Origin of the sequence: Sphingobacterium sp. R2 (genome assembly GCF_040760075.1) — a bacterium.
Lineage (GTDB): Bacteria > Bacteroidota > Bacteroidia > Sphingobacteriales > Sphingobacteriaceae > Sphingobacterium.
The window spans coordinates 1,968,009-1,994,073 of the sequence record NZ_CP142884.1 but is presented as its reverse complement, the minus strand read 5'-3'; the positions used below and the strand labels follow the sequence as shown (position 1 = coordinate 1,994,073).

The 26,065-nt window shown below is 41.7% G+C and carries 19 protein-coding genes; 12 read left to right on the top strand and 7 right to left on the bottom strand.

All coding sequences use genetic code 11. The annotated features are described in order from the left end of the window. Positions 1-81: 81 nt before the first annotated feature. The gene (locus VXM68_RS08310) at positions 82-4,128 is read right to left on the bottom strand and encodes a glycoside hydrolase family 2 TIM barrel-domain containing protein (RefSeq protein WP_367210984.1); all 4,047 of its coding nucleotides are present in this window, start codon (positions 4,126-4,128) and stop codon (positions 82-84) included. Between the two features lie 391 nt (positions 4,129-4,519). Between VXM68_RS08310 and VXM68_RS08305 the strand changes: the two genes are divergently transcribed. Both VXM68_RS08305 and VXM68_RS08300 read left to right on the top strand, forming a co-directional pair. Further along, positions 4,520-5,092 carry a sigma-70 family RNA polymerase sigma factor gene (locus VXM68_RS08305; protein ID WP_209578738.1) on the top strand — a complete coding sequence of 191 codons (573 nt, stop codon included), beginning with the start codon at positions 4,520-4,522 and terminating at the stop codon, positions 5,090-5,092. A 24-nt stretch (positions 5,093-5,116) separates the two neighbouring features. Beyond that, positions 5,117-6,223, top strand: coding sequence for a serine protease (locus tag VXM68_RS08300; RefSeq protein WP_293956248.1), 1,107 nt, complete (start codon positions 5,117-5,119; stop codon positions 6,221-6,223). Positions 6,224-6,301: 78 nt separating this feature from the next. Here the strand turns inward: VXM68_RS08300 and VXM68_RS08295 are convergent, their stop codons facing one another. After that, the gene (locus VXM68_RS08295) at positions 6,302-6,937 is read right to left on the bottom strand and encodes a peroxiredoxin (RefSeq protein ID WP_367210983.1); all 636 of its coding nucleotides are present in this window, start codon (positions 6,935-6,937) and stop codon (positions 6,302-6,304) included. 415 nt (positions 6,938-7,352) lie between these two features. On the opposite strand from VXM68_RS08295, the gene VXM68_RS08290 reads away from it, so the two are divergent. Beyond that, on the top strand, positions 7,353-8,489 hold the full coding sequence (locus tag VXM68_RS08290) for an acyl-CoA dehydrogenase (RefSeq protein ID WP_367210981.1): 1,137 nt from the start codon (positions 7,353-7,355) through the stop codon (positions 8,487-8,489). Positions 8,490-8,669: 180 nt separating this feature from the next. On the opposite strand, the gene VXM68_RS08285 is transcribed toward VXM68_RS08290, so the two are convergent. The 4 genes from VXM68_RS08285 to uvrB all read right to left on the bottom strand — a co-directional run bounded on the left by VXM68_RS08285 (position 8,670) and on the right by uvrB (position 13,550). Next, positions 8,670-9,077: a hypothetical protein gene (locus VXM68_RS08285; protein ID WP_293956245.1), complete on the bottom strand. Its 408-nt coding sequence runs from the start codon at positions 9,075-9,077 to the stop codon at positions 8,670-8,672. Between the two features lie 12 nt (positions 9,078-9,089). Next, complete coding sequence (locus VXM68_RS08280) at positions 9,090-10,340, bottom strand: glutamate-5-semialdehyde dehydrogenase (RefSeq protein WP_294183851.1); 1,251 nt, start codon at positions 10,338-10,340, stop codon at positions 9,090-9,092. Next, positions 10,337-11,368: a glutamate 5-kinase gene (proB, locus tag VXM68_RS08275; RefSeq protein ID WP_293956243.1), complete on the bottom strand. Its 1,032-nt coding sequence runs from the start codon at positions 11,366-11,368 to the stop codon at positions 10,337-10,339. Before proB ends, VXM68_RS08280 begins: the two co-directional genes overlap by 4 nt. A 148-nt stretch (positions 11,369-11,516) precedes the next feature. Continuing rightward, complete coding sequence (gene uvrB / locus VXM68_RS08270) at positions 11,517-13,550, bottom strand: excinuclease ABC subunit UvrB (RefSeq protein ID WP_367210979.1); 2,034 nt, start codon at positions 13,548-13,550, stop codon at positions 11,517-11,519. 286 nt (positions 13,551-13,836) lie between these two features. Between uvrB and upp the strand changes: the two genes are divergently transcribed. The 8 genes from upp (at position 13,837) to VXM68_RS08230 (ending at position 22,538) form a co-directional block, all read left to right on the top strand. Then, positions 13,837-14,484: a uracil phosphoribosyltransferase gene (gene upp / locus VXM68_RS08265; RefSeq protein ID WP_293956241.1), complete on the top strand. Its 648-nt coding sequence runs from the start codon at positions 13,837-13,839 to the stop codon at positions 14,482-14,484. 104 nt (positions 14,485-14,588) lie between these two features. Then, positions 14,589-15,062 carry a ribonuclease H-like YkuK family protein gene (locus VXM68_RS08260; RefSeq protein ID WP_046672303.1) on the top strand — a complete coding sequence of 158 codons (474 nt, stop codon included), beginning with the start codon at positions 14,589-14,591 and terminating at the stop codon, positions 15,060-15,062. Between the two features lie 74 nt (positions 15,063-15,136). Beyond that, positions 15,137-15,739, top strand: coding sequence for a nicotinamide riboside transporter PnuC (gene pnuC, locus VXM68_RS08255; RefSeq protein WP_293956240.1), 603 nt, complete (start codon positions 15,137-15,139; stop codon positions 15,737-15,739). 23 nt (positions 15,740-15,762) lie between these two features. Further along, on the top strand, positions 15,763-16,296 hold the full coding sequence (locus tag VXM68_RS08250; protein ID WP_367210978.1) for an AAA family ATPase: 534 nt from the start codon (positions 15,763-15,765) through the stop codon (positions 16,294-16,296). A 144-nt stretch (positions 16,297-16,440) separates the two neighbouring features. Continuing rightward, positions 16,441-16,851: a BrxA/BrxB family bacilliredoxin gene (locus tag VXM68_RS08245; protein ID WP_209578750.1), complete on the top strand. Its 411-nt coding sequence runs from the start codon at positions 16,441-16,443 to the stop codon at positions 16,849-16,851. Positions 16,852-17,210: 359 nt separating this feature from the next. Next, positions 17,211-18,776, top strand: coding sequence for an amidohydrolase (locus VXM68_RS08240; RefSeq protein WP_367210977.1), 1,566 nt, complete (start codon positions 17,211-17,213; stop codon positions 18,774-18,776). Between the two features lie 196 nt (positions 18,777-18,972). After that, positions 18,973-19,878, top strand: a complete 906-nt coding sequence (locus tag VXM68_RS08235) for a GLPGLI family protein (protein WP_367210976.1) — start codon at positions 18,973-18,975, stop codon at positions 19,876-19,878. Next, positions 19,878-22,538, top strand: coding sequence for a hypothetical protein (locus VXM68_RS08230; RefSeq protein WP_367210975.1), 2,661 nt, complete (start codon positions 19,878-19,880; stop codon positions 22,536-22,538). The genes VXM68_RS08235 and VXM68_RS08230 overlap by 1 nt, the downstream gene beginning before the upstream one ends. A gap of 129 nt (positions 22,539-22,667) precedes the next feature. Here VXM68_RS08230 and lipA read toward each other — a convergent pair whose 3' ends face one another. After that, complete coding sequence (lipA, locus tag VXM68_RS08225) at positions 22,668-23,549, bottom strand: lipoyl synthase (protein WP_367210974.1); 882 nt, start codon at positions 23,547-23,549, stop codon at positions 22,668-22,670. 149 nt (positions 23,550-23,698) lie between these two features. Here lipA and VXM68_RS08220 point away from each other — a divergent pair, with 149 nt between their 5' ends. Then, entirely contained in the window at positions 23,699-25,957 is a 2,259-nt protein-coding gene (locus tag VXM68_RS08220) for a beta-N-acetylhexosaminidase (protein WP_367210973.1), read from the top strand. Positions 25,958-26,065: the final 108 nt, after the last annotated feature.

The window sequence follows — 26,065 nt, the reverse complement described above, 5'->3', positions numbered from 1 at the left end:
GAAAGCCATGTACTGTGTGATATAAAAAAGCCAGTATGCTGTCGTTGCAGCATACTGGCCGGTATACATCAAGTTATTTATTTACTCCGCTATCACCATAAATTCAGCACATGATGCATAATCATCACCCCGTTGTGCGTTAAGCCCTGTAAAACGGATATAACGTCCCTTTACAGGCCTCTCAAATCGAACCGTTTTTAGTTTTTTATTCCGTTCAAAAGATCCCGACATCACGTCTTCCCAATTCTTGCCATCCTTGCTCACTTGAATTTTGTAATCCTTAATATCACCATTCGGCCCATCCTGTCTGGGTAGGAAAGTGAACCCTTTAATTGTTTTGTTACTTCCAGCGTCAAAATCAACCCAATGCGGATATTGAGCTACCGTTACCGAATACATCGTATGCCAGATCGAAGATGGATCTCCATCCAATAGATTCTTGGCATCACCTTCACCAGTTTCCTGACTTGAAGCAAAGACAACTTCCATTGGAATAGTCTCGATTTTTGTGTATTGTTGTGTTACCTTTAATTTCTCATTATGCTGATACCAAGCGGTTACGCTACCACCGGTCCGTAAATCAAAGGGTGCTTTGTAGATACTTGGCTTTGCGTTGTTCAAACTGTACAATACAGGCTCACTTTTATTTCCTGCTAGCATGGAAACCTCACCATTGGAACTTCTCACGATTGATATTGGCGCATCTCCTGCAGTCGCTACCTGAACCTTCTCCATCATATCATTGTTCTGAATCGGACGGATAATAAAGCCCATAGACGTAGGCACCGCTTTCACTCGGTCTTTTCCCAACGGAGGCCCTTGTCCGCAGCTGTTGCCACCCAATCCGGTTACCGCGGCATCAAGATGTACGTGCACGCCCGAACTCTTTGGCAATTGGTAAGGATGTGGTGCAAACGTCAATTCAAGCTCACTATATTCCAAAGCCGAGGTTGCTAAATGTTCTTTCGCAACAAAAACAACTCCCTGTCCATTATTCGTTGTCAATGCTGCCCAACGCACATCTTCATTGTTGCTCATACTTTGCGGATTGGGCCACGGCACAAACTGATCTTTTACGGTGCTTCTGTGCATTTCAATAAATTGAGCAGTCTTCCGGTCAGCATAATTGTTGATCGGTCCCCGGCCATAATAACTATAGTTGCTGTATTCAGCAGGCAGTTGCAAAGAATAGCCCAGTCGCGCTAAGACAATACTCGCATTATTAGATGTAATACTCGAAGATAATTCTATGGAGCCATCCTTATAGATGGTCCAGATCTGATTGCTTGTGAATTTAAAGTCGTCCTTACCAAAAGGTTTGCCTTTGTGTGCTCTAAGGGTGTAGGTTCCCGAAGTTCCTCCCAACAAAGACGCACCATAAGGCGCTTGCGATTCAACTGTAAATGTCAATACAACTGTTCCATCTTTCTTGGTATAGCTATTTGACGACAAAACCGTATGTTTCAGATTATGTAGTCCCTTTTCAAACCACTGTTGGTAAGCCCAGTTGTCATTGTCAACCGGGGCACGTAGTGCATCCAATTTTGGCCCTTCGCCATCGCGGATAACGTATCTACCGGCATACGCTAGATTATATATTGAGCCTGTTTTATTATCAAACTTCGCGATAAACTGATCTCCCTTCACCACCTGCAAATCACCTTCTTTGGAAAGTACCGGAGCTCTCCCTTTTGCAACAGATGAAATCAGCGGTTTCTTTTCAGCAGCTTTGACAAAAAGCTGTTCCTCCATCTGGACAAAACCTTTTGTTGCCCATGGCCTATCTTCATGGAGTATAAATTGGACTTTCACAAAATATTCCGATCCAGCATCTAACTGTGCGTAATTTATCGGCAATACAAACTGCTTGCGTTGGCGCGCATTAGGCAAATCCGCCGTGCTGATCGTGCCTTGGCTATTTGTGACTTCTACACCGTCTTTGAATAACGACCACTGTACCTGATAATCGGATAGGTCCTTAAAGTAATTTTTATTAAATAGTTCAATTTTACCCTGTTGCATATCAACGGCCTTTACGCCCGCATTTTGGTATACTTTCTTTACCTCATAATACTGTGGCTTAGGTTTCATATCGGCAAAGATCAACCCGTTATTGACAAAAGTTCCATCATTGGGTTTATCCCCAAAATCACCACCATAGGCCAAAAAGCGTTCTCCTGTATTTTTATCGTAATAATACATCGCCTGATCGATCCAATCCCAGATGGCTCCGCCCATAAAGAAGTTTGTCGATTCGATGGCTTCCCAATAATCAATTAAGTTACCAACAGCATTCCCCATGGAATGTGAATATTCAGAGATATGGTAAGGATACTTTAATTTATAGGTACCTTTTACAGCACCTCTGACCCAGTCAATTGACGGATATTGGTTGGACCCCATATCTACGATTGCATTGTTACGCTCGTATTGAACAGGTCTTGAAGTATCGATTTTCTTGATGGCCTGATAGGCTGCCACAAAATTATCGCCGGGACCAGCTTCATTTCCTAAAGACCAGATGACGACAGCCGGATGATTGATGGTCGAATGCACCATTTCGATATTACGGGCCACATGTGCATTCTTCCATTCAGGAACATGCGAGAGAGATTCTTTTCCATAATAATACTCGTGACTTTCAATATTGGCTTCATCCTCCAGATAAATTCCATATTTATCGCATAGGTAATACCAATAGGCAGGTTCTGGATAATGCGAATTACGAACGTGGTTGATATTTGCCCTTTTCATCAATTTTACCTCAGCTTCCATCTGTTCCCTCGTCACCACTTTCCCATGCTCCGGGTTGGTCTCGTGCCGGTTGACCCCTTTAAGCTTCACTGTTTTGCCGTTGATATAATAATAGCGTCCAGCCAGCCCAAATTCATCATCCGCGGCCTTGGTATCTTTAATTTCAACCTTTCTAAATCCAACATAGGTGGAAACAGTTTCAACAGTTTTGTTCTTCTTATCCTTCAATTCAGCCACCAAAGTATACCGATACGGTAACTCTGCCGACCATTTATTTGGATTCTTCACATTCAACGTTGCTGTGATGCTGTTGGAAACTTGACCATCGAGGACTGGCACAGCTGCTGCTGCTTCTGCCTGGTCTACAAAGGTATTCTCGTCACTATAAAGCTTATTCTTATAGAGTGAATAAACGAGTTTATAGCCTTCAGCTTTTCTATTGCCAAGATTGCGTACCGTACTCGTAATTTTCAAGGAACCATTTTCGTAATTGCTATCCAAATCTGGAATAGCCGCCAAATCACGAATCTGCACCTTTGGCGTTGAAGTCAGGGAGACATCACGAAATATCCCGGGCAGCCTAAACATATCCTGAGCTTCCAAAAAAGAAGCATCGGAACTACGATAAACTTCAACAGCCAACACATTGTCAGCGTCCTTTTTTAAGTAAGGTGAGATGTTGAAAGACGCAACGTTTCTTGAATTTTTAGAAAAACCGACATACTTGCCATTGATCCATAGGTAGAAAAAAGAATCCACACCATCAAAATTGATAAATACCTCGCGGCCGTCCCAGTCGGTGGGGACTGTAAAGTTGCGTCGATAAGATCCAACTTCATTACGATAAACATAAGTTGTCCAATCTTGGGCTGGTGTACGCATGACCCCACCTTTCCAATCACCGACCGTTACCTGATGATGAAAGATAACGCGCTGGTTGGTATAAATAGGCACGCCATACTTTAAGCTGCCATCCTTTTGTATACCAAAAATATTCCAGCTCATGGGCACAGGCACCGATTCCCAGCCACCAACATCATATGTAGGATGATAAAAATCCTTCGGCCGCTCCGCTGGAGTCTTCACCCAGTTGAATTTCCAGGATCCATTGAGCGAAATCCAATAGTTACTGTGCTCGGGAAGTACTTTTCTTGCACTCTGCACGTTTTTAAAAGAATAGAACGAAGCATGTGGCAGTTCTTTATTCAGTGATAATAGTTGGGGAGAGTCCCACTCATTCCCTTTTGGAGACTGTAATGTTCCGTACTGAAAACCGTCGATAGCGGATGTGGTGGTCTGCCCTATCGTGAAACTTGTGTTCAGGGATAGCAAGGAGGCTAGAATCGTTGAAAAAATAAGAGATTTTCTTAACATAATGTCGTTGAACAATTTAGACTAGGAAACCAAATGTAACTTCATTTTGGAGTAATAACAAGCAGATTATGAAAGCACTCGATTGCGAAACTTTTTCGATACAATCGAAAATCCTTTCGCTCAATTTCGTGTTCTTCATCAGTCGAGGGTAGTTCTTCTGGCAGCTATGCAGCAAAGCAAGTAACAACATCAAAAAAAGATGCAAAGGAAACTTGCCGCGCTAAGAAATAGACCGTACTATTCCAATAAAAAACAAATGCTTTCGGTTGTCAGTAATAAGCAGTATTTTTGGATAGATTTCGCTTTAAACAAATAAAAGTTGGCGTTTGAAATTATTTCGAATAATTTTATTTTTCAAAGGGTTACAATTTAAGCATTAAGGTATTAATAGGTGAGTAAATTCAGTAAATCAGTCCTGCTAGAAAATGATGAGCAAATCATTGAAGGCATCAAAGACGGCAACAGCTTGGCGATAGATGCTATCTATAAGCGTTACTATCCGTCTATAAGCCATATGATCTTGCAAAATAATGGAAGGGAGGATGAAGCGAAAGATATCTTTCAAGAAGCTGTGATTGTGCTCTACGATAAAGTTTCCAAAGGGAACTTTGAGCTCAGCAGCAAACTTAAAACATATCTCTACTCGATTTGCAGAAGGCTTTGGCTTAAGCAACTCAATCGTGCTGGTTTTGGCAATAGTGACATTCGCGGTTATGAAGATTCCTTATTTGAGGAAGAAGATCTACAACAGCATCAAGAACTTGAAAAAAAGTTTGACCAAATGGAGCTTGCCTTAGAGAAAATGGGAGAACCCTGTAAGACAATCTTACACGATTTCTACATCTTAAACCATTCGATGCAGGATATCTGTGAAAAATTTGGTTATACCAATACAGATAATGCCAAGACTCAGAAGTATAAATGCCTGCAACGGCTGAAAAAAATATTTTTTTCAACAGATTAAAATTTGAGTAACACCATGGGAACAATGAATCAAAAAGAATTTTTCGAATTAGCAGATCAATATCTTCGCGGCGAATTATCGGCCGAGGAACAAGCTGCATTTGAATCTTTCTGTGCTGAACACCCCTCCTATGCTGCCCAATTACAACAACACCGCGAATTTGTTGCCCACATGAAGGAAACTAGCCATCGGATAGATTTCAAAAATGTATTGGCACAATCAGCAAAAGAATACCATAAAACCCAAAGTAAAACGACTAAGGTCGTACCAATGAAGCAGTCAACGGTGATTTCTCTTTGGGAACGTATCAAAGCCAGTTCTTTGGTCGCTGCAGTAGTCGCGGTATTTGCGGTATTTGGCACATTATGGTTGAGCGGTTATTACAGCAACCTCGAAAAGGCTTCTTCCGATTACAGTGCATTGCGTAGAGACATGAACAATGTCAAAAAGAACGTCAATGCCCACAATGCTGCAATCAAAGATATCAACGACAAAAAATCAGTGAAAGGTGCTGAAAGCCAATTTGGCGCAACAGGCTTTATGTTGACAACAGATGGTTATGTTGTCACTAACTACCACGTTGTTAGTGGTGCAGATTCGATTTACTTGCAAAATAATAAAGGCGAATCCTATAAAGCACAAATCGTACATACTGATCCTAGCAAAGACTTGGCTATTTTGTACATCGCTGATAAGAACTTTAAAAAAGTTAAGAGCTTACCGTACACATTTAAAACATCAACTTCAGATCTTGGTGAAGATATCTATACCATCGGCTTTCCGCGAGATGAAGCCGTATATGGTCAAGGATACCTAAGTTCATCAACTGGTTATGCCGGTGATACCATCGCGTATCAGATTTCCGTACCAGTCAATCCAGGTAATAGTGGTGGTCCTGTATTGGATAGCAGAGGTAACGTTATTGGTATTATTTCTGGAAAGCAACGTGGAATTGATGGTGCAGCCTTTGCAATCAAAACAAAATCAATCTTGAATGCGTTAGCAGAGATTCCAACGGATTCTTTGGTTACAGGGCTTAAGATCAACAAAAAGAATAGCTTGGCGGGTTTACCAAGAACAGAACAAATCAAGAAAATGCAAGACTATATCTACATGGTTAAAGTCTATTAACTGCATTTGAAACCAAATAAAAAAGGCAACGTTGAAAAAAACGTTGCCTTTTTTATGGGTAATTCCAGACGCCTCAACCTATAGATTTGGTTGGGGCGTTGTTCTCAAATATGGTTTGATCTCTTTATATCCTTTCGGGAATTTCGCAGGGATGTCTTCAGTCTTTATCGCCGGAACAACAATAACATCTTCCCCATGCTTCCAATCTGCAGGTGTAGCTACTTGATAATCTGACGTTAACTGTAAAGAATCAATAACGCGTAAAATCTCGTCAAAATTACGACCCGTTGAGGCTGGATATGTCAGGGTCAATTTAATCTTTTTATCAGGCCCTATAATGAATACCGAACGCACAGTAGCTGTTGCAGAAGCATTCGGGTGGATCATATCGTATAATTCGGACACATGATGATCTTCATCGGCGATAACCGGGAAATTCACTTCTGTATGTTGTGTCTCATTAATATCCTTGATCCAGTTTAAGTGATCGTTTACATTATCTACACTCAGCGCAATGGCTTTTACCCCCCTTTTGTCAAATTCCGATTTTAACTTTGCTGTGCGCCCCAACTCTGTGGTACATACCGGAGTATAATCTGACGGGTGTGAAAAGAAAACGACCCAGCTATCTTTAATATAATCGTGAAAGTCTATTTCACCAATGGTTGTTTGCGCTTTAAAATTTGGCGCTTCATCTCCTAATCTTAAACTCATAATCTTATTTTTTTAAAGGTGTTTACATTATATAGTCTACAAATATAGTAGATTAAATTTAGCAAACAAGTAATTCTTCATTTTTTTAAAGTAATATGAAAAAACTAAGGTCAACTTATCCACCGTGCAACTAAGAAGTATCTTTTTATCTGCGGCTTGAAATGTCCTGAACGGATGATGTGCACTCAAAATCTGTGAAATTCTACGATCTCATTATCCCCTCGGGTTAGCCCGAAAGGATAAAAAAGTTATTCGCCCAATTACTATGCTTGCATAATATATATTTGTATATTTGGGTATAGCTTTACATTGAGCTTCTAAATTGATGATGTGCTGGAAAAAACTTTTTGACAGCAAACCGTATTAGATAACTAGTTATCGGTTTGGTAACTGATAAACCAAAAATAGGAATACCATGAATTTTGAATTAAGCGAAGAACATAAAATGATCCGCGACGCAGCGCGGGAATTGGCCCAGGAACTAAAGGCTGGGGCAATAGAACGCGATGAATCCGCTAAATTTCCCACTGATTTTGTCAAACAGATGGGCGAACTTGGATTTATGGGTATCATGACCCCCGAAGCTTATGGTGGGGCGGGCATGGATACGTTGGCCTATGTTCTTGTTCTCGAAGAAATTGCCAAAATTGATGCCTCTGCGGCCGTTATTGTCTCCGCTCACAATTCCCTTGTATTATATGGACTTCATGCTTTCGGGACGGAAGAACAAAAACAAAAATACCTGGTTCCACTAGCAAAGGGGGAGAAATTGGGTGCATTTGCGCTATCCGAACCCGAAGCCGGGTCTGACGCCTCGTCACAACATACAACTGCAGAAGATAAAGGCGATCATTATCTACTAAATGGCACAAAAAACTGGATCACGAATGGGGGGCACGCCGACATCTATCTTGTCATTGCACAGACACACCCTGAAAAAGGGCATAAAGGAATCAATGTTTTAATCGTTGAAAAAGGACTGCCTGGATTTACCATTGGCCCGAAAGAAAACAAATTGGGCATCCGCAGTTCAGATACGCACTCACTCCTATTTTCCGATGTTCAGGTTCCCAAAGAAAATCGTATTGGAGAGGATGGCTTCGGATTTAAATTTGCGATGAAAACCCTCGATGGCGGTCGTATTGGCATCGCAGCACAGGCCTTAGGAATAGCTGCTGGTGCCTATGACCTTGCTTTGGCGTACTCAAAAGAGCGAAAGACCTTTGGAAAGCCGATTTCGGACCATCAGGCCATACAGTTTAAATTGGCCGATATGGAGGTCGAGATCGAGGCCGCTAGGCTTTTGACATATAAAGCAGCCTGGACTAAAGATCAGGGACTTCCCTACGGTAAAGAAGCAGCAATGGCCAAATTACATGCGTCTGAAGTTGCCATGAAACACACGGTAGAAGCTGTACAGATCCACGGTGGCTATGGGTACGTAAAAGAATATCATGTTGAAAGGCTAATGCGTGATGCAAAAATCACGCAAATCTATGAGGGAACCTCTGAGATACAACGCCTGGTGATCGCCCGAGAGATCTTGCGGTAGCATTCCCTTAAAACAATGGCTGCAGTTGATGTACTGTCAGCCATTGTGTAAGCATACTCACTTCCAGTTTAATAACTGACAGCTCCTGTTTATTTTCTCTGCTAAGCGCAGTATCGTTCATATTACAACTCGAAGTTTCTATAGCAATTCAATAATAAACTTAGCAGACACTTCGCTACCCTAGTTTATAGTTTTCAATTTATCATCAATCATGGCTAAATACTGGTAATCCTGAAAGGCAAAGCTCGCCGTTTCAGCCATGGCTAGATTCAAAATTAACTTTGCTTTACGAAGCAGATTTTCCTGGCTGCCATCTCTGGCATTGAGACCGTCAAACAACAGGGTCAGCGCAAGTGGATGTAATTGTTGCGCATCCAGGTCATTTTTTGCATAAGTTGTGAGCTCATCTTCGGAAATACTCAAATAAAAACTCCGATCCCTTTCAAAAAACTTCTGATAAGCTTCGGCAAACTGGGCCGGATCTTCTGGTTCAGCAAAAGCATCGTAACCGTCAATCCATATCCGCAGAAACTTCCCAATGTCCTCCACCCAGCGTACCATCAAATCTCTTTTAAAACTTATTCCCATCGTATAGATCTATTATCGAATCTGACCGTTCCCACGGACAATCCATTTCTCTGTAACCAACTTTTCCAATGCAAAGGGTCCCCGTGCATGTAATTTTTGAGTAGAAATTCCTATTTCAGCCCCAAGTCCAAATTCTCCGCCATCTGTAAAACGTGTCGACGCATTGGCATACACCGCAGCGGCATCCACTGTATTTAAAAACTGTTCAATATGAAGTTCATTGGAAGAGACGATGCACTCCGAATGTTTGGAAGAATATGTTCCAATATGTTCCAGCGCTTCATCCAAACCGGCAACGGTTTTTACCGAACATTTCAAATCTAAAAATTCCCTTCCAAAATCCGCCGCTTCTGCTCGCTTTAAATTTGAAAAATTTTCATGTTTTAGTACCTGATAGGCAGTCGCGTCAGCAAAAACTTCAACTTGGGCCTCTTCGAGATACGGAGCCAGTTTAACTAAAAATTCCGTTACAACATCCTTATCGACCAAAACTGTATCCAAGGAGTTACAGACAGAAGGTCTAGAAATTTTAGCATTTGCGACAATCCTCGCTGCCATATCCAAATCTGCGGTACAGTCGACATACGTATGGCATACTCCTGCCCCTGTCTCAATCACAGGTACCTTGGCATTTTCCCGCACAAAATTGATCAATGACTGCGACCCACGCGGGATGATAATATCCACATATTGGGTAGCTTCCAATAATTCCGAAACATGCTTCCTATCCACAGGCAACAGTTGCACAATAGTTGTTGCAATACCATGCTGTTCCAAGATATCATGGATGACTTTCAAAAGCACTTCATTGGTATGTAATGCATCGGAACCACCCCGCAATAAGCAAACATTGCCCGACTGAATACATAAAGCAGCGACATCTATCGTCACATTAGGCCGCGATTCATAGATCACACCAACAACGCCAAGCGGAACCGTGATCTTTTCTATTTCTAATCCATTGGGTAATTGCTTTTTCAATAATAACTGATCTGTTGGGTCTGCCAACTGTGCTATCTGCTTGACACTGTCGGCCAAACCTTTTAGGCGATCACCATTGAGCAAGAGACGGTCTTTTTTAGGATCTTCATCAGACATGCGGTCCAAATCACTTTTATTGGCCTGTAATATAACCGACTCCTGTTCGACAAGCGCATCTGCAATAGCATTTAAAAGCGTTATTTTGGTTTCTGGTGCTAGCTTCTGCAATACATTTTTAGCATTGGCTGCTGCCTGAAGTTGTTTTATAATGGATTCACTCATAACAAGACGATATCATTTGCGTGTGCAATTTCTATATTTTTTTTACTGGACTGAGATAAAGCGGACGAATCCATTTTCGCCCGGGCAACGGCCACAGTTAAGCCGTCTAGATTGACAATATTTAACACTTCTCCCTTTTCAAAATGCTCGACGATGCGAGTAACACCGACGGCCAGTAGACTTTTGTGCTTTAATAACGCTTCCTCTGCTCCGCGGTCAACCATCAATTCTCCTTTAATTAAACTCCCGCTTGCAAGCCACTTCTTACGGGATGATATTTTTTTGCTTTCAGGTAGACACAAGGTACCAGTCTCATGTTTCACTGCTTTCTGGATGGCATCCTCAGTTTGCATGCTAAAAATTACAACAGCAATCCCCATCTGATTGGCCAATCGGGCAAAATTCAATTTCGAGGTCATTCCACCCAATCCAACGGACGACTTATCTTTTCTCGCTAAGCCTAAGATATCCCGATCAATAGTTTCGATTTGTGGTATAATTTTATTGTTTGCATCCAACACGCCGGGTACGGAAGTGCTGAACAGCAATTTTTCAGCCCCAAAACCAACGGCAATTAATGTAGCCAGTTCATCATTATCTGAAAATTTCAGTTCCTTATTACTCACCACATCATTTTCATTGGCGATGGGAATAACGTTGTTCCGCCACAATTCCTCGTAGGTATTTTTCAATTGCAGAAATTGATCCCGGTTTGAAAAATGATGTCGCTCACATAGACTTTGAGCCAACGAAATTTTAAACGGTCTGAAGTAGGTTGAATACGTATTAATCAATATGGGGTTACCGATGGCGGCAGCGGCTTTCCGTTGCGATAATGTCCCCGTATAACTGGGGAGAAACCGTTTACCAGCCGCTACAGCACCCGAAGAGACCAAGACAATATTGTATTTCTTTTGTAAGGAAGCAATTTGCCTAGCGATCTCCAAAACAATACGTTCATCAACTTCTCCCTCTTTCGTGGTAATAGAAGCCGATCCAAATTTGACAACAAGAATTGGCTTTTTCATTTTTTAGTACGCTTTAGTTTAGATTTGAGCACTAATTTACTGAGAAGAATTTGATTTACGCAAAATATGTTAACAATTGAACAAGCTATTTTACACAAAAAAAACTACTTCACCGACAAAAAATAGGCATCTGAAAACAAAAGCTCCTTTAAAAGGAGAACCGTTCCTCATAAAGTTTTTCGAGCGAGAACATCTCATCACGGTATTTGGCAGCTTCCAAGAAATCCATTTCTTTCGCGGCTTTATCCATTTTTTTACGCACATTATCGATCGCTTTTTTCAGATCCTTCTCACTGAGATACTGCATGACAGGATCAGCTGCAACAGCCTGCGATGGATCCGGTTCGACATAGATTTTAGGTTCAATACCGGAGAAATCGGCTACAGAAGTCTGTTCTAAGATCTCCTCTTTTGTTTTGCCCACAGTACGCGGTGTAATGCCATGCTCCTGGTTATATTTCATCTGCTTGTCTCGGCGACGATTGGTTTCATCGATCGTCACACGCATACTGTCGGTTATTTTATCGGCATACATGACAACCCGTCCTTTATCATTCCGGGCGGCACGACCGATTGTCTGGATAAGCGATCGTTCAGAACGCAAAAAACCTTCTTTATCTGCATCAAGAATAGCAACGAGTGTGACCTCGGGTAAATCAAGTCCCTCACGCAGTAAGTTTACGCCGACCAAGATATCAAATTCACCTAATCGAAGGCCGCGTAAGATTTCAACCCGCTCCAAGGTTTTAATTTCCGAATGTATATAACGAACTTTTAAGTTCAGCTTGGTCATATATTTGGAAAGTTCTTCTGCCATACGTTTCGTCAATGTAGTTGCCAGCACACGCCCACCTTCTTTGATGGTCTTATCCACCTCTTCCAAGAAATCATCGACCTGATTGATTGCTGGCCTCACTTCAATAATCGGATCTAGAAGCCCCGTAGGACGAATCACCTGTTCAACCACCACACCTTCTGTCTGTTGCAGTTCATAATCACCAGGGGTAGCTGATACATAAATTGTCTGGTTTGTCAAAGATTCAAACTCCGCAAAGTTTAAGGGTCTGTTATCCAAAGCCGCAGGCAATCTAAATCCATGTTCCACTAAGGAGACTTTTCGTGATCGGTCGCCACCATACATGGCACGTAATTGAGGTAAGGTCACATGGCTTTCATCAATGACCAATAGATAATCCTCCGGAAAATAATCCAGCAGACAGAACGGACGCATTCCTGGCTGCCTACCGTCGAAAAAGCGAGAATAATTTTCTATTCCGGAGCAATAACCCAGCTCCCGCATCATCTCCAAATCATAATTGACACGCTCCTCCAAACGCTTTGCTTCGAGCATTAAGCCCTCACCTTCCAGTTGGGTTTTGCGCTGCATCAGTTCATCTTGAATAGCCCAAATCGATTCTTTAAATTTTTCCTTCGGCGTAACGAAAAGATTTGCCGGAAAAAGGGCTAAATCTTCCATTTTATGGAGCGTTTTACCAGATACCGGATCTATCTCACTCAATTCATCAATTTCATCCCCAAAGAAGGACACACGAATTGCAAAATCCAAATACGCTGGATAAATATCCACAGTATCTCCTTTAACGCGAAAGGTACCCCGTTTAAACTCTGTTGTTGTTCGTGAATATAAAATTTCTACTAATTTATGCAGAAAAGCATTTCTCGTAATCGTCATCCCTACGCCGAATCGAAAGATAGAACGGGAGAAATCCTCTGGATTTCCCATACCATAGATACAAGACACAGAAGAAACCACAACGACATCACGACGCCCCGACATCAAAGCGGAGGTGGTGGCCAAGCGCAACTTTTCAATTTCTTCATTAATTGCCAAATCCTTCTCGATGTAAGTATTGGTAGAAGCAATAAAAGCTTCGGGCTGATAATAATCGTAATAGGATACAAAATAGTTGACTGAATTATGGGGGAAGAACTGCTTGAATTCACCATACAATTGAGCCGCCAATGTTTTATTATGGCTTAAAATCAATGTTGGCTTTTGCGTTTCCTGAATCACATTGGCCACCGTAAAGGTCTTCCCTGATCCCGTCACCCCCAAAAGCGTTTGATATTGCTCTGCCTGCTCTACTCCAGCAACCAATTGCCGAATGGCTTCTGGCTGATCGCCGGTCGGCTTATACTCTGATGTCAATTCAAATTTCATATACTTCCTATTTCTTAAACAAAACTATCTCGGCCTTTTCCAGCAAACATTGCACCAGTAATAGTTTGAGCGGCAAGCACAAAACTGTTCTTTTTAAACCGATGATTTTTAAATCTGCAAACAGGACGTTTTTTCGAGATGCGATCCAGGCCAAATCCAGCAGTGTTGCAAAACAAATTTACTAAAAATTTTACCATTTTAGCGCAAACGATAATAATCCCGCAGATGTTATTACTTTCAATTGATTATTTATTATCTTTAGCTTCACTGAACTAGCACACACGTCATGGTTACTATTCTATCTACCCAAAATAGCATTGCAAATCATTTTATCGCCGAGTTGAGAGATATTCATATTCAACAGGATCGCATGCGTTTCCGCCGGAATTTGGAACGATTGGGTGAAATTTTCGCTTATGAGATCAGCAAAACGATGACCTATACGCCCATTGAAGTTGAAACTCCGCTGGGTGTGGCCAAAACTCAACTCCTGATGGAACAACCCGTACTGGCTACGATTTTGAGAGCGGGCCTTCCTTTTCATCAAGGACTATTAAATGTATTTGACCGCGCCGACAATACGTTTATTGCCGCCTATCGACATACCAAAAAAAGCGGCGAGTTTGAGATCCACAAGGAATATGTAAATACCCCCAATTTAGACAACCGCACCGTGATTGTAGTGGACCCCATGCTGGCAACAGGAAAAAGTCTCGTGTTATGCTGCAGGGATCTCTTGGCCGAATATGACATCAAGGAATTGCACATTGTTGCGGCCATCGCTTCCGAAGAAGGAATAAATCATGTGCAGGCTTTCATTCCAACAGCGCATATTTGGGTAGGTGATGTCGATCACGAGCTGACCTCCAAAGCCTATATTGTACCGGGCCTCGGCGACGCTGGAGATTTGGCCTATGGTGCAAAACACCACTAATGTGGATAAATTATTTAAAATTAAATTAACACTTAGCTCATTGAAATTCAGTAAATTTATGTCAATGATGAAGTTGAATTTAGTTATATCTAATTTATATCGCTATGAGATGGCAAAAATACAATGGCGAATCCATTCGCTCCACAATTTTCGATGCTGTTGAAGAAGTCATAAAACGCGAAGACGCCCTCGGGAATAAGCTCAAAGTTTATATCGGCACCGATTCCCAAGTCAAGCGGGGCATCATCGACTTCGCAACAGTCATCGTCTTTCTCCGGGAACATAAAGGTGGATTTATGTTTATCCAACGGGACAAAAGGCACCACCGAATGAGCATTAAAGAGCGGATGCTGCTCGAAGTGCAAAAATCCATCGACATAGCCTATCAACTCTGCCCCCTTCTCGAAAAACACAAAGTGGACCTCGAAGTCCACGCCGACATCAACACCAATCCAAATTTCCAGTCAAACGTCGCTCTAAAAGAAGCCATGGGCTATATTATGGGTATGGGATTTGTCTTTAAGGCCAAGCCGGAGTCTTTTGCCAGTACCAACTGTGCCAATAAACAGGTTCAATAATCGACTATTGGATAAACAATTACTGACTATTGGCTGGACTTTGTATATTTAGGGTGTAATTTTTAATGCACCACATGCAGGATTTTTTTCAGCAGATTGCACGTCAATTTGCCCAGACCTCTTGGCTCGAATGGTTAGGTACACTGACAGGCTTTCTTTGTGTTTATTTGGCCGCTAAGCAAAATATATGGAATTGGCCGATTAGTATCATCAGCGTGGCGTCCTATGCTATTCTGTTTTATGATGCCAAACTATACGGAGATACTGTATTGCAATTCTACTTTTTGTCTACTGCTGTTTATGGCTGGTATTATTGGATAAAACGGAAAGAGGAAAAAAAGAAACCCATCGTCAAAGCCAGCAAGGGGCAGTTGCTCCTTTGCTTACTCGCAATCCTCTTCCTAACCCTGTCAATCGGTTACCTTCTCGATAGCAAGACCAATTCCGATGTTCCTTATATTGACGCTTTCTGCACGTCCGTAAGTTTTGTTGCTCAATTTCTGATGACACGCAAAGTGCTTCAAAACTGGCTCTTATGGGTATTTGTTGATATTTGTTATATACCGCTCTATATCCACAAAGACCTTATGCTGACCGCAGTACTCTACCTTGTTTTCACGCTCATCGCTTGGAATGGCTATCGCGATTGGCAGAAAACCTATAAAAATTTTGCGTAATATTGCCTATCAAAACGATCGATGTGGGAAAAGATTTCATAAAAATTGCCGTTGTTGGCCCCGAGTCCACCGGAAAATCAACGATGGCACAATTTCTTGCCAAGGAATTTCAGACAGTATGCGTGCCCGAATATTCACGTTATTATTGCCAAAGCCTCAACAATAAATACACCTTACAGGACGAAGTCAATATGTTTTATGGACAGGTCGCCTTGGAGGAAGCGCTGATCCCTTTAGCACAAAGACAGCTCCTCATCTGTGACACGACCTTCCTTACCGTAAAAATCTGGTCTGATTATTTATTCGGCCATACTCCAGCGGAAGTGACCCATAAAATTCAACAACATCGCTATGATCTATATTTACTTATGGATATCGATCTTCCCTGGCAAGACGATCCACTACGGGATTTTCCCGAACAGCGTGAACATTTCATGGGAATCTGGAAAAGTGAATTAACAGCTCTTCGTGCACAATACCGCATTGTGTCGGGGCTCGGTGAGCAACGCCTTGAGAATGGACTTCATGCGGTAAAAGATTTTCTGACATTGATTTGAGACAAGTGTCTTGACGAAGCTGCCTTTTACAGCTATATTTGTACAAGTGAAATAGAACTTATGGTGCCTGATCCGATCTGGTCAGGGATAAAAAGTTTATCATTCACAATTGAAATAGAATATTAACATTTTACTTAAGAAATAATGTATCCAGAATATTTAGTAGCTCCAATGCGTCAAGAATTAGTTGATGCAGGATTCGAAGAATTAAAAACACCTGAAGCAGTTGATCAGGCTATTGCATCAGAAGGAACCGTTTTTGTGGTTGTAAACTCTGTTTGTGGTTGCGCTGCAGCAAATGCACGTCCAGCTGCAAAAGCCGCTGTAAAAAATGAAAAACACCCAGCTAAATTGGTGACTGTTTTCGCAGGTATGGAAACGGATGCAGTGAACACTGCACGTAACTACATGTTGCCTTACCCTCCATCTTCACCAGCAATGGCTTTATTTAAAGACGGGAAATTGGTACACATGATTGAAAGACATATGATTGAAGGTCGCCCGGCACAAATGATTGCTGACAATTTAGTTGCAGCATTTGACGAGTACTGTTAATCACGTATTTTGATTTTTGAATTAAAAAGGCTGTCCAAGTTATTTGGATAGCCTTTTTTGTCTATTGGATAATTCGTATTTTCATTACTTTTCCTGCACGTCCCCTTTCAAAACTTTACAGATGGTCTCCTGTCCGAACAATATACGGCAACTCAGCATACGCGCCTCACGTAAAGCAATTCGATCAGCTAAAGCAACTCGATCAGCCAAAACCTCAAGTCCGCATATCCAGCAGACCTGGCCCCAAGTCTAGTTTCAGTTTATTAAAAGCTTTTTCCTATTTTTAGGTTATGAAAACCTTCCCAATAATCATTTTTTTATTCTGCTTGACGATCATATCATGTTCACCGCAAACGAAAGTGGACCTTATTGTTTATCATGCGCAAGTATATACTGTAGATTCGGCTTTTAGTACAGCACATGCTTTTGCTGTCAACGAAGGTAAGTTTATTGCCATTGGTTCCGATGAAGAAATACAGCGAAAGTACAAAGCAATAGAAAAAATTGACGCACAGGGGAAGGCCATTTATCCGGGATTCTACGATGCCCATGCGCATTTATTTGACGAAGCCGAACTAATGGATCAAGTCGACCTAAACGGCGCCGATTCTTTCGAGGAGGTTATTCAACGTGTCAAAAACTACCAACAAAAAAACCCGGGCAAAACTTGGCTGATCGGTGGTGGCTGGGACCAAAATCGCTGGAAAGATAAAACTTTCCCAACCAAGGACCTACTCGACAAAGCTTTCCCGGATATCCCCGTTTACCTCATACGTGTAGATTATCATGCGGCGGTTGCGAACTCCAAAGCACTCGAATGGGCAAAATTAACGAGTATCCCCATCATTCGCGGCGGTGTGGTCGGCGGGACTAATGATACTCCCAATGGTCTCTTGATCGACAATGCAATGGATCTTGTCAATAAGACAATTCCGGTTCCGAGTGAAAAAGAATATCTAAGAATGCTCAAGCGAACGCAAGATTCCCTCCTTTCCGTTGGTCTTACCTCCATTGTAGACGCAGGTTTATCAAAAGAAAGACTCGATCTGCTAAAGAAATACTATCGGGAAGGGCAGTTGAAAATTAGAGATTATGCCATGATCCTAGGCAATCCCCAAAATATAAAGTCATTTATCGATCTGGGTTTCTATGAAACAGACCGTTTCGAGATCAAAGGATTTAAACTGCTTGCCGATGGCGCATTGGGATCCCGTGGTGCCTGCCTCCTCGCGCATTACCATGATGCCCCTACACATGGTTTTTTACTTCATAGCCCTCAAGAATACGAAGCAATGATCAAACAGATTGCCGAAAGTAAATTTCAGGCAAATACCCATGCCATAGGCGATTCGGCCAATCGTATTATCTTAGATATTTATGGCAAATACCTCCACAATAATGGCGATCGTCGATGGCGAATCGAGCACGCTCAAATTATATCGCCTGCAGATTTTGATAAGTTTCGAAAGTATCAAATCATACCATCTGTACAACCCACACATGCAACCTCCGATATGTACTGGGCCAAAGATCGACTCGGTGAAGAACGCATGAAAGGCGCTTACGCTTATAAGCATCTGTTGAAAGAATATGGAAAACTCGCTTTGGGGAGTGATTTTCCGGTCGAACATTTCAATCCCTTATATGGTTTCCACGCGGCAGTAGCCCGCGTCGACAAAAAAGGATATCCTAGCCACGGATTTCAGATGCAAGACGCGATAAGCCGTGAAGACGCTTTGAAAGGAATGACAATCTGGGCGGCATACTCCTGTTTTCAGGATAAAAAAAGAGGAAGTATCCAAGTAGGAAAAGATGCCGATTTTGTTATCCTGGAGAATGATATCTTGAAAATTCCGAATGAGCAACTGCGAAATGTAAAAACAGCACGGACAGTAATTGCAGGTGAGACTGTATTTAAAAGATAACGATAGCTCAGATGCCTAAACATGTCCACTAAACTTATATCGCTGAAAAAGCGAAATAGTTAACAAAAAATATAGCTAACAAATCAAACATTTATTCACCTGCAGTAACCTGCCCTAGGGAGGATTACAAGGAAAAGTTTACATAAACTTTTATTAATACGAATATTTCGTATATTTACGATATAAACATACATTTATGAAATATTCATTATCACTCCTATTAGCCTTAGCCACACAGCTGTTATTTGCACAAGAGCGCACTCTAGCAATCGCTAAAGTACATTACGAATTCAAACATGTAAATGATAGCACCCAACGGGATCAATTTATACGCGATGAAACAGTCGTTTACCTGAATCAACAGGCCAGCTACTACACATCATATTCATCTAAGCGCATGCAAGATGAGGTCAAAAAACAAATGGAGGGCCCCAGTTTCGACGGTACGCTAAACATTACTACGCGCTCGACACCATCAAGCTCCTCCTATTTATTAGACGCCAATCAAAACAAAATGACCGAAGTGGTCAGCGTTGCCAGTGACAATTTTGCCATTCCACAAGCTTACCCTACTCAAGATTGGGAAATACTGGGTGACCGCAAAGAAATTGGTGGCTACAATTGCCAGAACGCAAAAACAACATTCAAAGGCCGAACCTATATCGCCTGGTTTACAACCGAACTGATGTTTCCCTATGGTCCGTGGAAACTCCATGGTCTGCCTGGCCTAATTCTGGATGCCCGTGACACAAAAAATGAGGTGATTTTTGCTTACGCCGGATTCGACAAAATTGAGGATGGCAAAACATCGGTGGCCCTGCCGCAAAACGCCATCGTCAGTACTGCAGAAGAGGTAAAAAAAGTTCAGGAAGCCTTTAAGGCCAATCCACAAGCTTATTTGCAAGCCCAATCGGGAAAAAACAGAACCATCAGTGTAGGTTCATCGGGAAGTATGGTTGCAGTTAGATCCAGTTCCGGCTCCGGAGGAGGCTCCTCTGCTGGTGCTTTGGATCCATCAAAAATAAAGAGTTTCAATATTTCAAGAGACGATAAATACAAACCTTCAAAAGTTACCAACAATCCGATAGAGCTGACGCCTTAATGAAAGTATTTTTATGTTTATTTATAGTCGTTTTGCTTGGACAAATATCCTTTGCCCAGCAAACGATTAGTGGAACGGTCCAAGTGGATAAGACGCAGCATCCCGTACCCTTTGCCAGTGTCAACATCCTTTCAGACAACAAAATCATCGCTTTCAAACCGACAGATAAAGAAGGGCGTTTTACAATTACATTAACAAAGGACTATGCAAGCATCTACCTGCAGATCAATCATCTTACTTACGAAAAATTTGAGCTCAAACTTGGCACGCAGACATCGAATCTTCGGATCCCCCTCGTACCAAAAACCAATCTACTACAAGATGTCATTGTAAAGAGCAAACCTAAAGTAAGCCGTTCAAATGATACGATCTCTTACGACGTAGGATCTTTTGCCAAAGAAGAGGATCGAAATATAGGTGACGTAATCAAACGTCTTCCTGGTATGGAAGTTACTGAATCGGGTCTTATTAAATACCAGGACAAAACCGTTTCTAAACTTTACATTGACGGTGACGATCTATTGGAAAATCGCTATGGTATAGGCACACGGACAATCCCGCATAAAATGGTAAAGGACATTCAGGTACTCGACAATCACGAACATTATAAGGTCCTTAAAAATAAAAGATTTACAGACGACGTCGCCATCAACCTCGTTATCAAAGAGGAAGCAAAGCTTAAACTCACTGGGCAAGCAAAAATTGGCGTCGGCACGCCCAATCTCTATGATCCTGAATTGAACTCAATCCTATTCAACAAAAAAGTTAAGATGTTGAATGTCCTCAGCGGTAATAATACCGGCAATGATCTTTCCGGAGATATCATCGGCGCCAATCAGTCCTCTTTACTGGCCAAGTTTGGTAGCTCGCCCATCAACAATCTCCTGGCGACGAGCACAACAGGCAGTCCAAATATCCCTAAAAACAACTATTATTTCAACAATACAGGTTCGCTAAACACCAATAATCTATATAACCTTAAGAATCACTGGCAGCTAAAATCAAATATTCAGGTTTTATACGACAACAATAGGCAAAATAATGCCTCAAGCACACAATACCTGCTCGATGATGGCGACGTCTATTTTAATGAGCAAAATCAGCTGAAAACAGCGCGATGGCTTGGCGCAGCCAGACTTTCGGCATCCACCAATACGGAAAAGAAATATGCGGGTAATGCCTTGTCATTTGAGTATGAAAAAAAAGATATAACAGCATTGTTGGCAAATTCTTCAGGCCAGATCGAGCAGTTCCAAAAACACCACATCAAGGGATTCAGCAACTTGTTTAGCTATATACCCCAACTTAAAAACAACGACATTATTGCAATCAACTGGACTTTAAATTATGGTAATAAACCACAGACTTTACAGATCTATCCCGGTGTTTTTCCAGAAATACTCAACGATAGCATTCCCTATAAAAGTAGCCGCCAGCAAATTGAAATTCCTTCCTTTTTTACGGAGATCAGTACAGGTTATCGCTTCAATAAAGGCAGAATCAAGCAATACTATCAAATTGGCTTCAATACAGATCGCCAACACTTCAACTCGCTCCTTACACTAGCGGATAATGATCAACATATTCGAACTTTGGGCGATAATATGCGAAATGATCTGCATTGGAGCAGAACCCAAGCATTTATTACTCCGCAATATTCCTGGAAAACAAATCAATTTGAAACCCAACTCGAGATCCCGGTCACGTATTTATTTACGCATTATGAAGACATCAGTCATCAACTATCTACTTCCAAAACTTCAATACTGGTCAATCCCAATCTGAAGGCACGATGGCAAGTTTCTCAAGAAGATTATCTTCAATTTAACTATCAGTACGCACAAGACATTGGCAACATAGAAGACATATATCGTGGAGTAGTATTACGGAACTATAGAATGCTCAGCCAAAATAATGCAGCGCTAAATGAATCCAAAAAACATACATTTAATCTCAATTATAATTTAGCCCGTACCCTAAAAGTATTATTTGCAAATGCTGGTATTAGCTATTCAAGATCGCTTTCCAACACGATATTATCTTCCGTTATAAAAAATAACATCACCGAAAATATCTTGGTCAATATGGATAACCTGCAGGAGCGCTGGACTTCTCAGATCGGGTTCGATAAATACATTTTCCCCCTGGCAAGTACCCTCAAACTAAAAGGAAGCATTTCTCACTTCAAATACAATCAATTGTTAAACAATGCACTAGTACCAATTCGAAGTATGAGCTATCAATTTCAGCCTAGTATAGAAGCTAAAGTCTTTAAATCTTATAACATTTCCTATTCTGGACTATTTAATTGGAGCTGGAGTAAGCAACGGGGCCTGGACAATTTGATTCAGAATAAAACCACCACAATGACGCACAATATAGGTTTTCCGACCAGCCCCTTCAAAAACGGCTTCATGCGGCTAAACCTACGCAATCTTGCCACCTTTCAAACAAACATGAAGAATGCAAGTTATACCTTCATAGACTTTTTTACGCGCTACAAGGTCAACAAGTGGAAAATGGACTTCGAATTGGAAATGAATAATTTGGCCAATATCAAAAACTATCGTACTTATCTGATGACGGCCAACATGATTTCCCAGCATGAATTTGAACTTCGCGGAAGAACAATTTTACTCCGCACAGTTTTTAACCTTTAAAGCATCAGAGCATCGGAAAAAACAATTGCGTTCGGCTATTAAAAAAGAAGCCTGAGCAAAAAATCACTCAGGCTTCTTTTTATATCTTGCGAAAAAGTATTCTTCGTTAAAAAACTTTAGAACCGTTTCCTATTGCATATCGAATAGATGTTTCTCAGCATGATAAGAAGAACGAACCAACGGTCCAGACTCCACATACTTGAATCCCATTTCTAAACCAATTTTCTGATATTTCTCAAACTGTGCAGGTGTAATCCATTCGATTACAGGATGGTGTGCTTTTGTAGGCTGTAAATACTGACCCAATGTCAAAATATGCACCCCAACGTTATATAAATCTTGCATTGCCTCGATAACATCTTCCTCAGTTTCACCTAAGCCAAGCATAATGCCTGATTTTGTACGGAGTCCTGCGTCAGAAATGCGACGTAGGCACTCAAGTGAACGATCATATTTCGCTTGAACACGAACTTCTCTTGTCAGACGACGAACCGTTTCCAAGTTGTGTGAAACAACTTCGGGGCGAACTGCGATCACGCGGTCCAAATTATCCCATTGTCCTTTAAAATCTGGCAAAAGTGTTTCCAAAGTAGTTTCAGGACTTTCTCTGCGGATAGCGTTGATAGTTTCGGCCCAAATAATTGAACCACCATCCTTTAGATCGTCACGATCTACCGAAGTAATGACACAGTGTTTAACCTGCATCAACTTAACCGAATTTGCCACCCGATTGGGTTCATCCAAATCTACCGCTAGCGGACGGCCAGTTGCTACCGCACAAAACGAACAAGAACGTGTACAGATATTTCCCAAAATCATGAAGGTTGCCGTTCCAGCACCCCAACATTCGCCCATATTCGGACAATTTCCACTCTCACAAATTGTATGTAATTTATGCTCGTCTACAAGACTTCTGACATGTCTATATTCTTTACCAACAGGCAATTTGACACGCAACCAATCAGGCTTGCGCTGTGCAGGAGTTGCCGGAATAACTGGAAGTTCAATCATACAACAAAGTTAACGATTAAAAATGTAATTTCTAACCGCCAATTTGTTGGTTTTATATCATAAAAAATGACCGATTGTAAGCGGTAATGCAATAATGAAACAAAAATTAAGATATTTGTGTTGGTTATCATTAATCTAATAACAAAACTATGCGACTGAGCCAATCTTTATCCATATTGTTACTTGGGGGTGCCTCCATCTTTGCTGCACAGGCCCAAACCAACTTTGACATTATACCCAAACCTTCGAAAACCATATTGGCTACAGGGACATATACGATTCCTACGCATGCCCCGGTCATTGTTTCAGATGAGTTTCAGCAAGCGGCCCAGCTACTTACTGAACATCCTGCCATTAAAAGTTTAACTGTTGAAGTACTCAAGAAAAATAAAAAAGCCCCAAAAGAAGGCTTTCGCATTATTAAAGCAGTCGATGCAGATAATTTGAGTAAGAGCGCCTATTCCATCCAAATCGATGAGAAAGGTCTCCTACTGAGGGCATGGAATGTACCCCAGGTTATCAATGGGATTTACACACTGGTTCAATTGGGTTATCTACAAGCTGATCCAAGTAAAATAGCCTATGCGACAATAGTCGATGAGCCCCGCTTTGCTTATCGTGGCTTACACCTTGATGTGTCACGCCATTTTATGCCGCTATCTTTTGTCAAAAAGTATATCGACATCATGGCTATTTATAAATTCAATAACTTTCATTGGCATTTAACCGACGGCGCCGGATGGCGGCTCGAAATCAAAAAATATCCTGAATTGACGCAAAAAGCCGCCTGGCGCACGCATACAAGCTGGAAAGATTGGTGGAATAATGGTCGCCAGTATGTAGACAAAGGTACCCCAAATGCCAGCGGTGGTTTCTATACGCAGGAAGAGGCTCGCGAATTGGTCGACTATGCAGCCCGCAAAGGAATCAATGTCATCCCTGAGATAGAAATGCCCGGACATTCGGAAGAAGTATTGGCCGTCTATCCCGAACTCTCGTGTTCAGGAAAACCCTATAGTCAAGGCGAATTCTGTATTGGAAATGAAAAAACCTTTGAGTTCCTAAAAAATGTCTTAGATGAAGTCCTTACGATATTTCCTTCTCAGTACATCCATATCGGCGGTGATGAAGCCGAGAAAAAGCATTGGGAAACCTGCCCAAAAGATCAGGCGCTCATGCAAAAAGAAGGATTAAAATCTGTCGATGAACTGCAAAGTTATGCGATCAAGCAAATGGACGTATACTTGCAGTCCAAAGGGAGGAAACTGATCGGTTGGGACGAAATCCTGGAGGGAGGACTCACTGAGGGAGCAACGGTTATGAGCTGGCGCGGTGAAGATGGCGGCATAAAGGCTGCAAATGCCGGTCACGATGTCATCATGACCCCAGGATCACACCTCTATTTTGATTCTTATCAGACAGACCCTCGTACACAGCCTGAAGCCATCGGCGGCTACCTGACTCTGGAGAAGGTATATTCCTATGATCCAATTCCAGCAGCGATACAAGGAGATAAAGCCAAGCATATTCTTGGTGCACAGGCCAATATATGGACAGAATATGTCCCTACCACTGAGCATCTCGAATATATGGTATTTCCACGGGCGCTGGCATTGGCTGAGGTCAACTGGATCAACAAAGATGCGAAGAACTGGACAGACTTTCAGCGACGCCTACAATCACATTATAAGCTATTACAGGATCTGAACGTTAACTACTATCGTCCTTCCTATAATGTGGCTTATAAGGCAACATACAATGCTGCTAAAAACAACAATAAAATCACGTTAACAACAGAACAGCTTAAAACAGATCAGATTCGATATACGATAGATGGCAGTGAACCTACGATCCAGTCAACACCCTATACGGGGCCATTTGAATTGAGCTCAACAGGACATATCAATGCCGCTTATTTTCAAGATTCGATCAAAATCGGACCTACCCTATCCTTTGCTATTGATATCCACCGTGCCATTGGAAAAAAAGTAACCTACAATTCTCCATGGTCGGGGTATCCGGCACAAAAAGATTCGACCCTAACCAACGGAATCATGGGCGGGCTCTCCTATCACGATGGCCAATGGCAAGGATTCACGAGCCCTATTGATGTTGTTGTCGATATGGAGAGAAGAGAAGAAATACATTTAGTAGCCATGAATTTCATGCAGCTTATTGGACCTGGTGTGTATATGCCCGGAGAAATGGAAGTGCTGCTTTCGGACAATGGCCGTACTTTTAGATCCGTCGGAACGATCAAAAATGACATCCCCGATAAAGAATCAAAATTGACTTTTAAAAGGTTTGAACTTAAGCTGGACAAAGCACAGCAGGCGCGTTATATAAAAATCAAAGCGAGCAACCCTAAAAAGGGCTTCCTGTTTACCGACGAAATAATCGTTTATTAAACAAAATCAAACACGCTTATCCGAAACGAGTTGGAGCACATGTCACTTATGTTTTTCAACTCGTTTTCCCATTTTAAGCCACACCTTTCTAACAAACCAAATGTTTTT

Coding starts and splice junctions, on each gene's coding strand:
- VXM68_RS08310 (WP_367210984.1), bottom strand. CDS start 4,128: ATGTTAAGAAAATCTCTTATTTTTTCAACGATTCTAGCCTCCTTGCTA.
- VXM68_RS08300 (WP_293956248.1), top strand. CDS start 5,117: ATGAATCAAAAAGAATTTTTCGAATTAGCAGATCAATATCTTCGCGGC.
- VXM68_RS08295 (WP_367210983.1), bottom strand. CDS start 6,937: ATGAGTTTAAGATTAGGAGATGAAGCGCCAAATTTTAAAGCGCAAACA.
- VXM68_RS08290 (WP_367210981.1), top strand. CDS start 7,353: ATGAATTTTGAATTAAGCGAAGAACATAAAATGATCCGCGACGCAGCG.
- VXM68_RS08285 (WP_293956245.1), bottom strand. CDS start 9,077: ATGGGAATAAGTTTTAAAAGAGATTTGATGGTACGCTGGGTGGAGGAC.
- VXM68_RS08280 (WP_294183851.1), bottom strand. CDS start 10,340: ATGAGTGAATCCATTATAAAACAACTTCAGGCAGCAGCCAATGCTAAA.
- proB (WP_293956243.1), bottom strand. CDS start 11,368: ATGAAAAAGCCAATTCTTGTTGTCAAATTTGGATCGGCTTCTATTACC.
- uvrB (WP_367210979.1), bottom strand. CDS start 13,550: ATGAAATTTGAATTGACATCAGAGTATAAGCCGACCGGCGATCAGCCA.
- upp (WP_293956241.1), top strand. CDS start 13,837: ATGGTTACTATTCTATCTACCCAAAATAGCATTGCAAATCATTTTATC.
- VXM68_RS08260 (WP_046672303.1), top strand. CDS start 14,589: ATGAGATGGCAAAAATACAATGGCGAATCCATTCGCTCCACAATTTTC.
- pnuC (WP_293956240.1), top strand. CDS start 15,137: ATGCAGGATTTTTTTCAGCAGATTGCACGTCAATTTGCCCAGACCTCT.
- VXM68_RS08245 (WP_209578750.1), top strand. CDS start 16,441: ATGTATCCAGAATATTTAGTAGCTCCAATGCGTCAAGAATTAGTTGAT.
- VXM68_RS08235 (WP_367210976.1), top strand. CDS start 18,973: ATGAAATATTCATTATCACTCCTATTAGCCTTAGCCACACAGCTGTTA.
- VXM68_RS08230 (WP_367210975.1), top strand. CDS start 19,878: ATGAAAGTATTTTTATGTTTATTTATAGTCGTTTTGCTTGGACAAATA.
- lipA (WP_367210974.1), bottom strand. CDS start 23,549: ATGATTGAACTTCCAGTTATTCCGGCAACTCCTGCACAGCGCAAGCCT.
- VXM68_RS08220 (WP_367210973.1), top strand. CDS start 23,699: ATGCGACTGAGCCAATCTTTATCCATATTGTTACTTGGGGGTGCCTCC.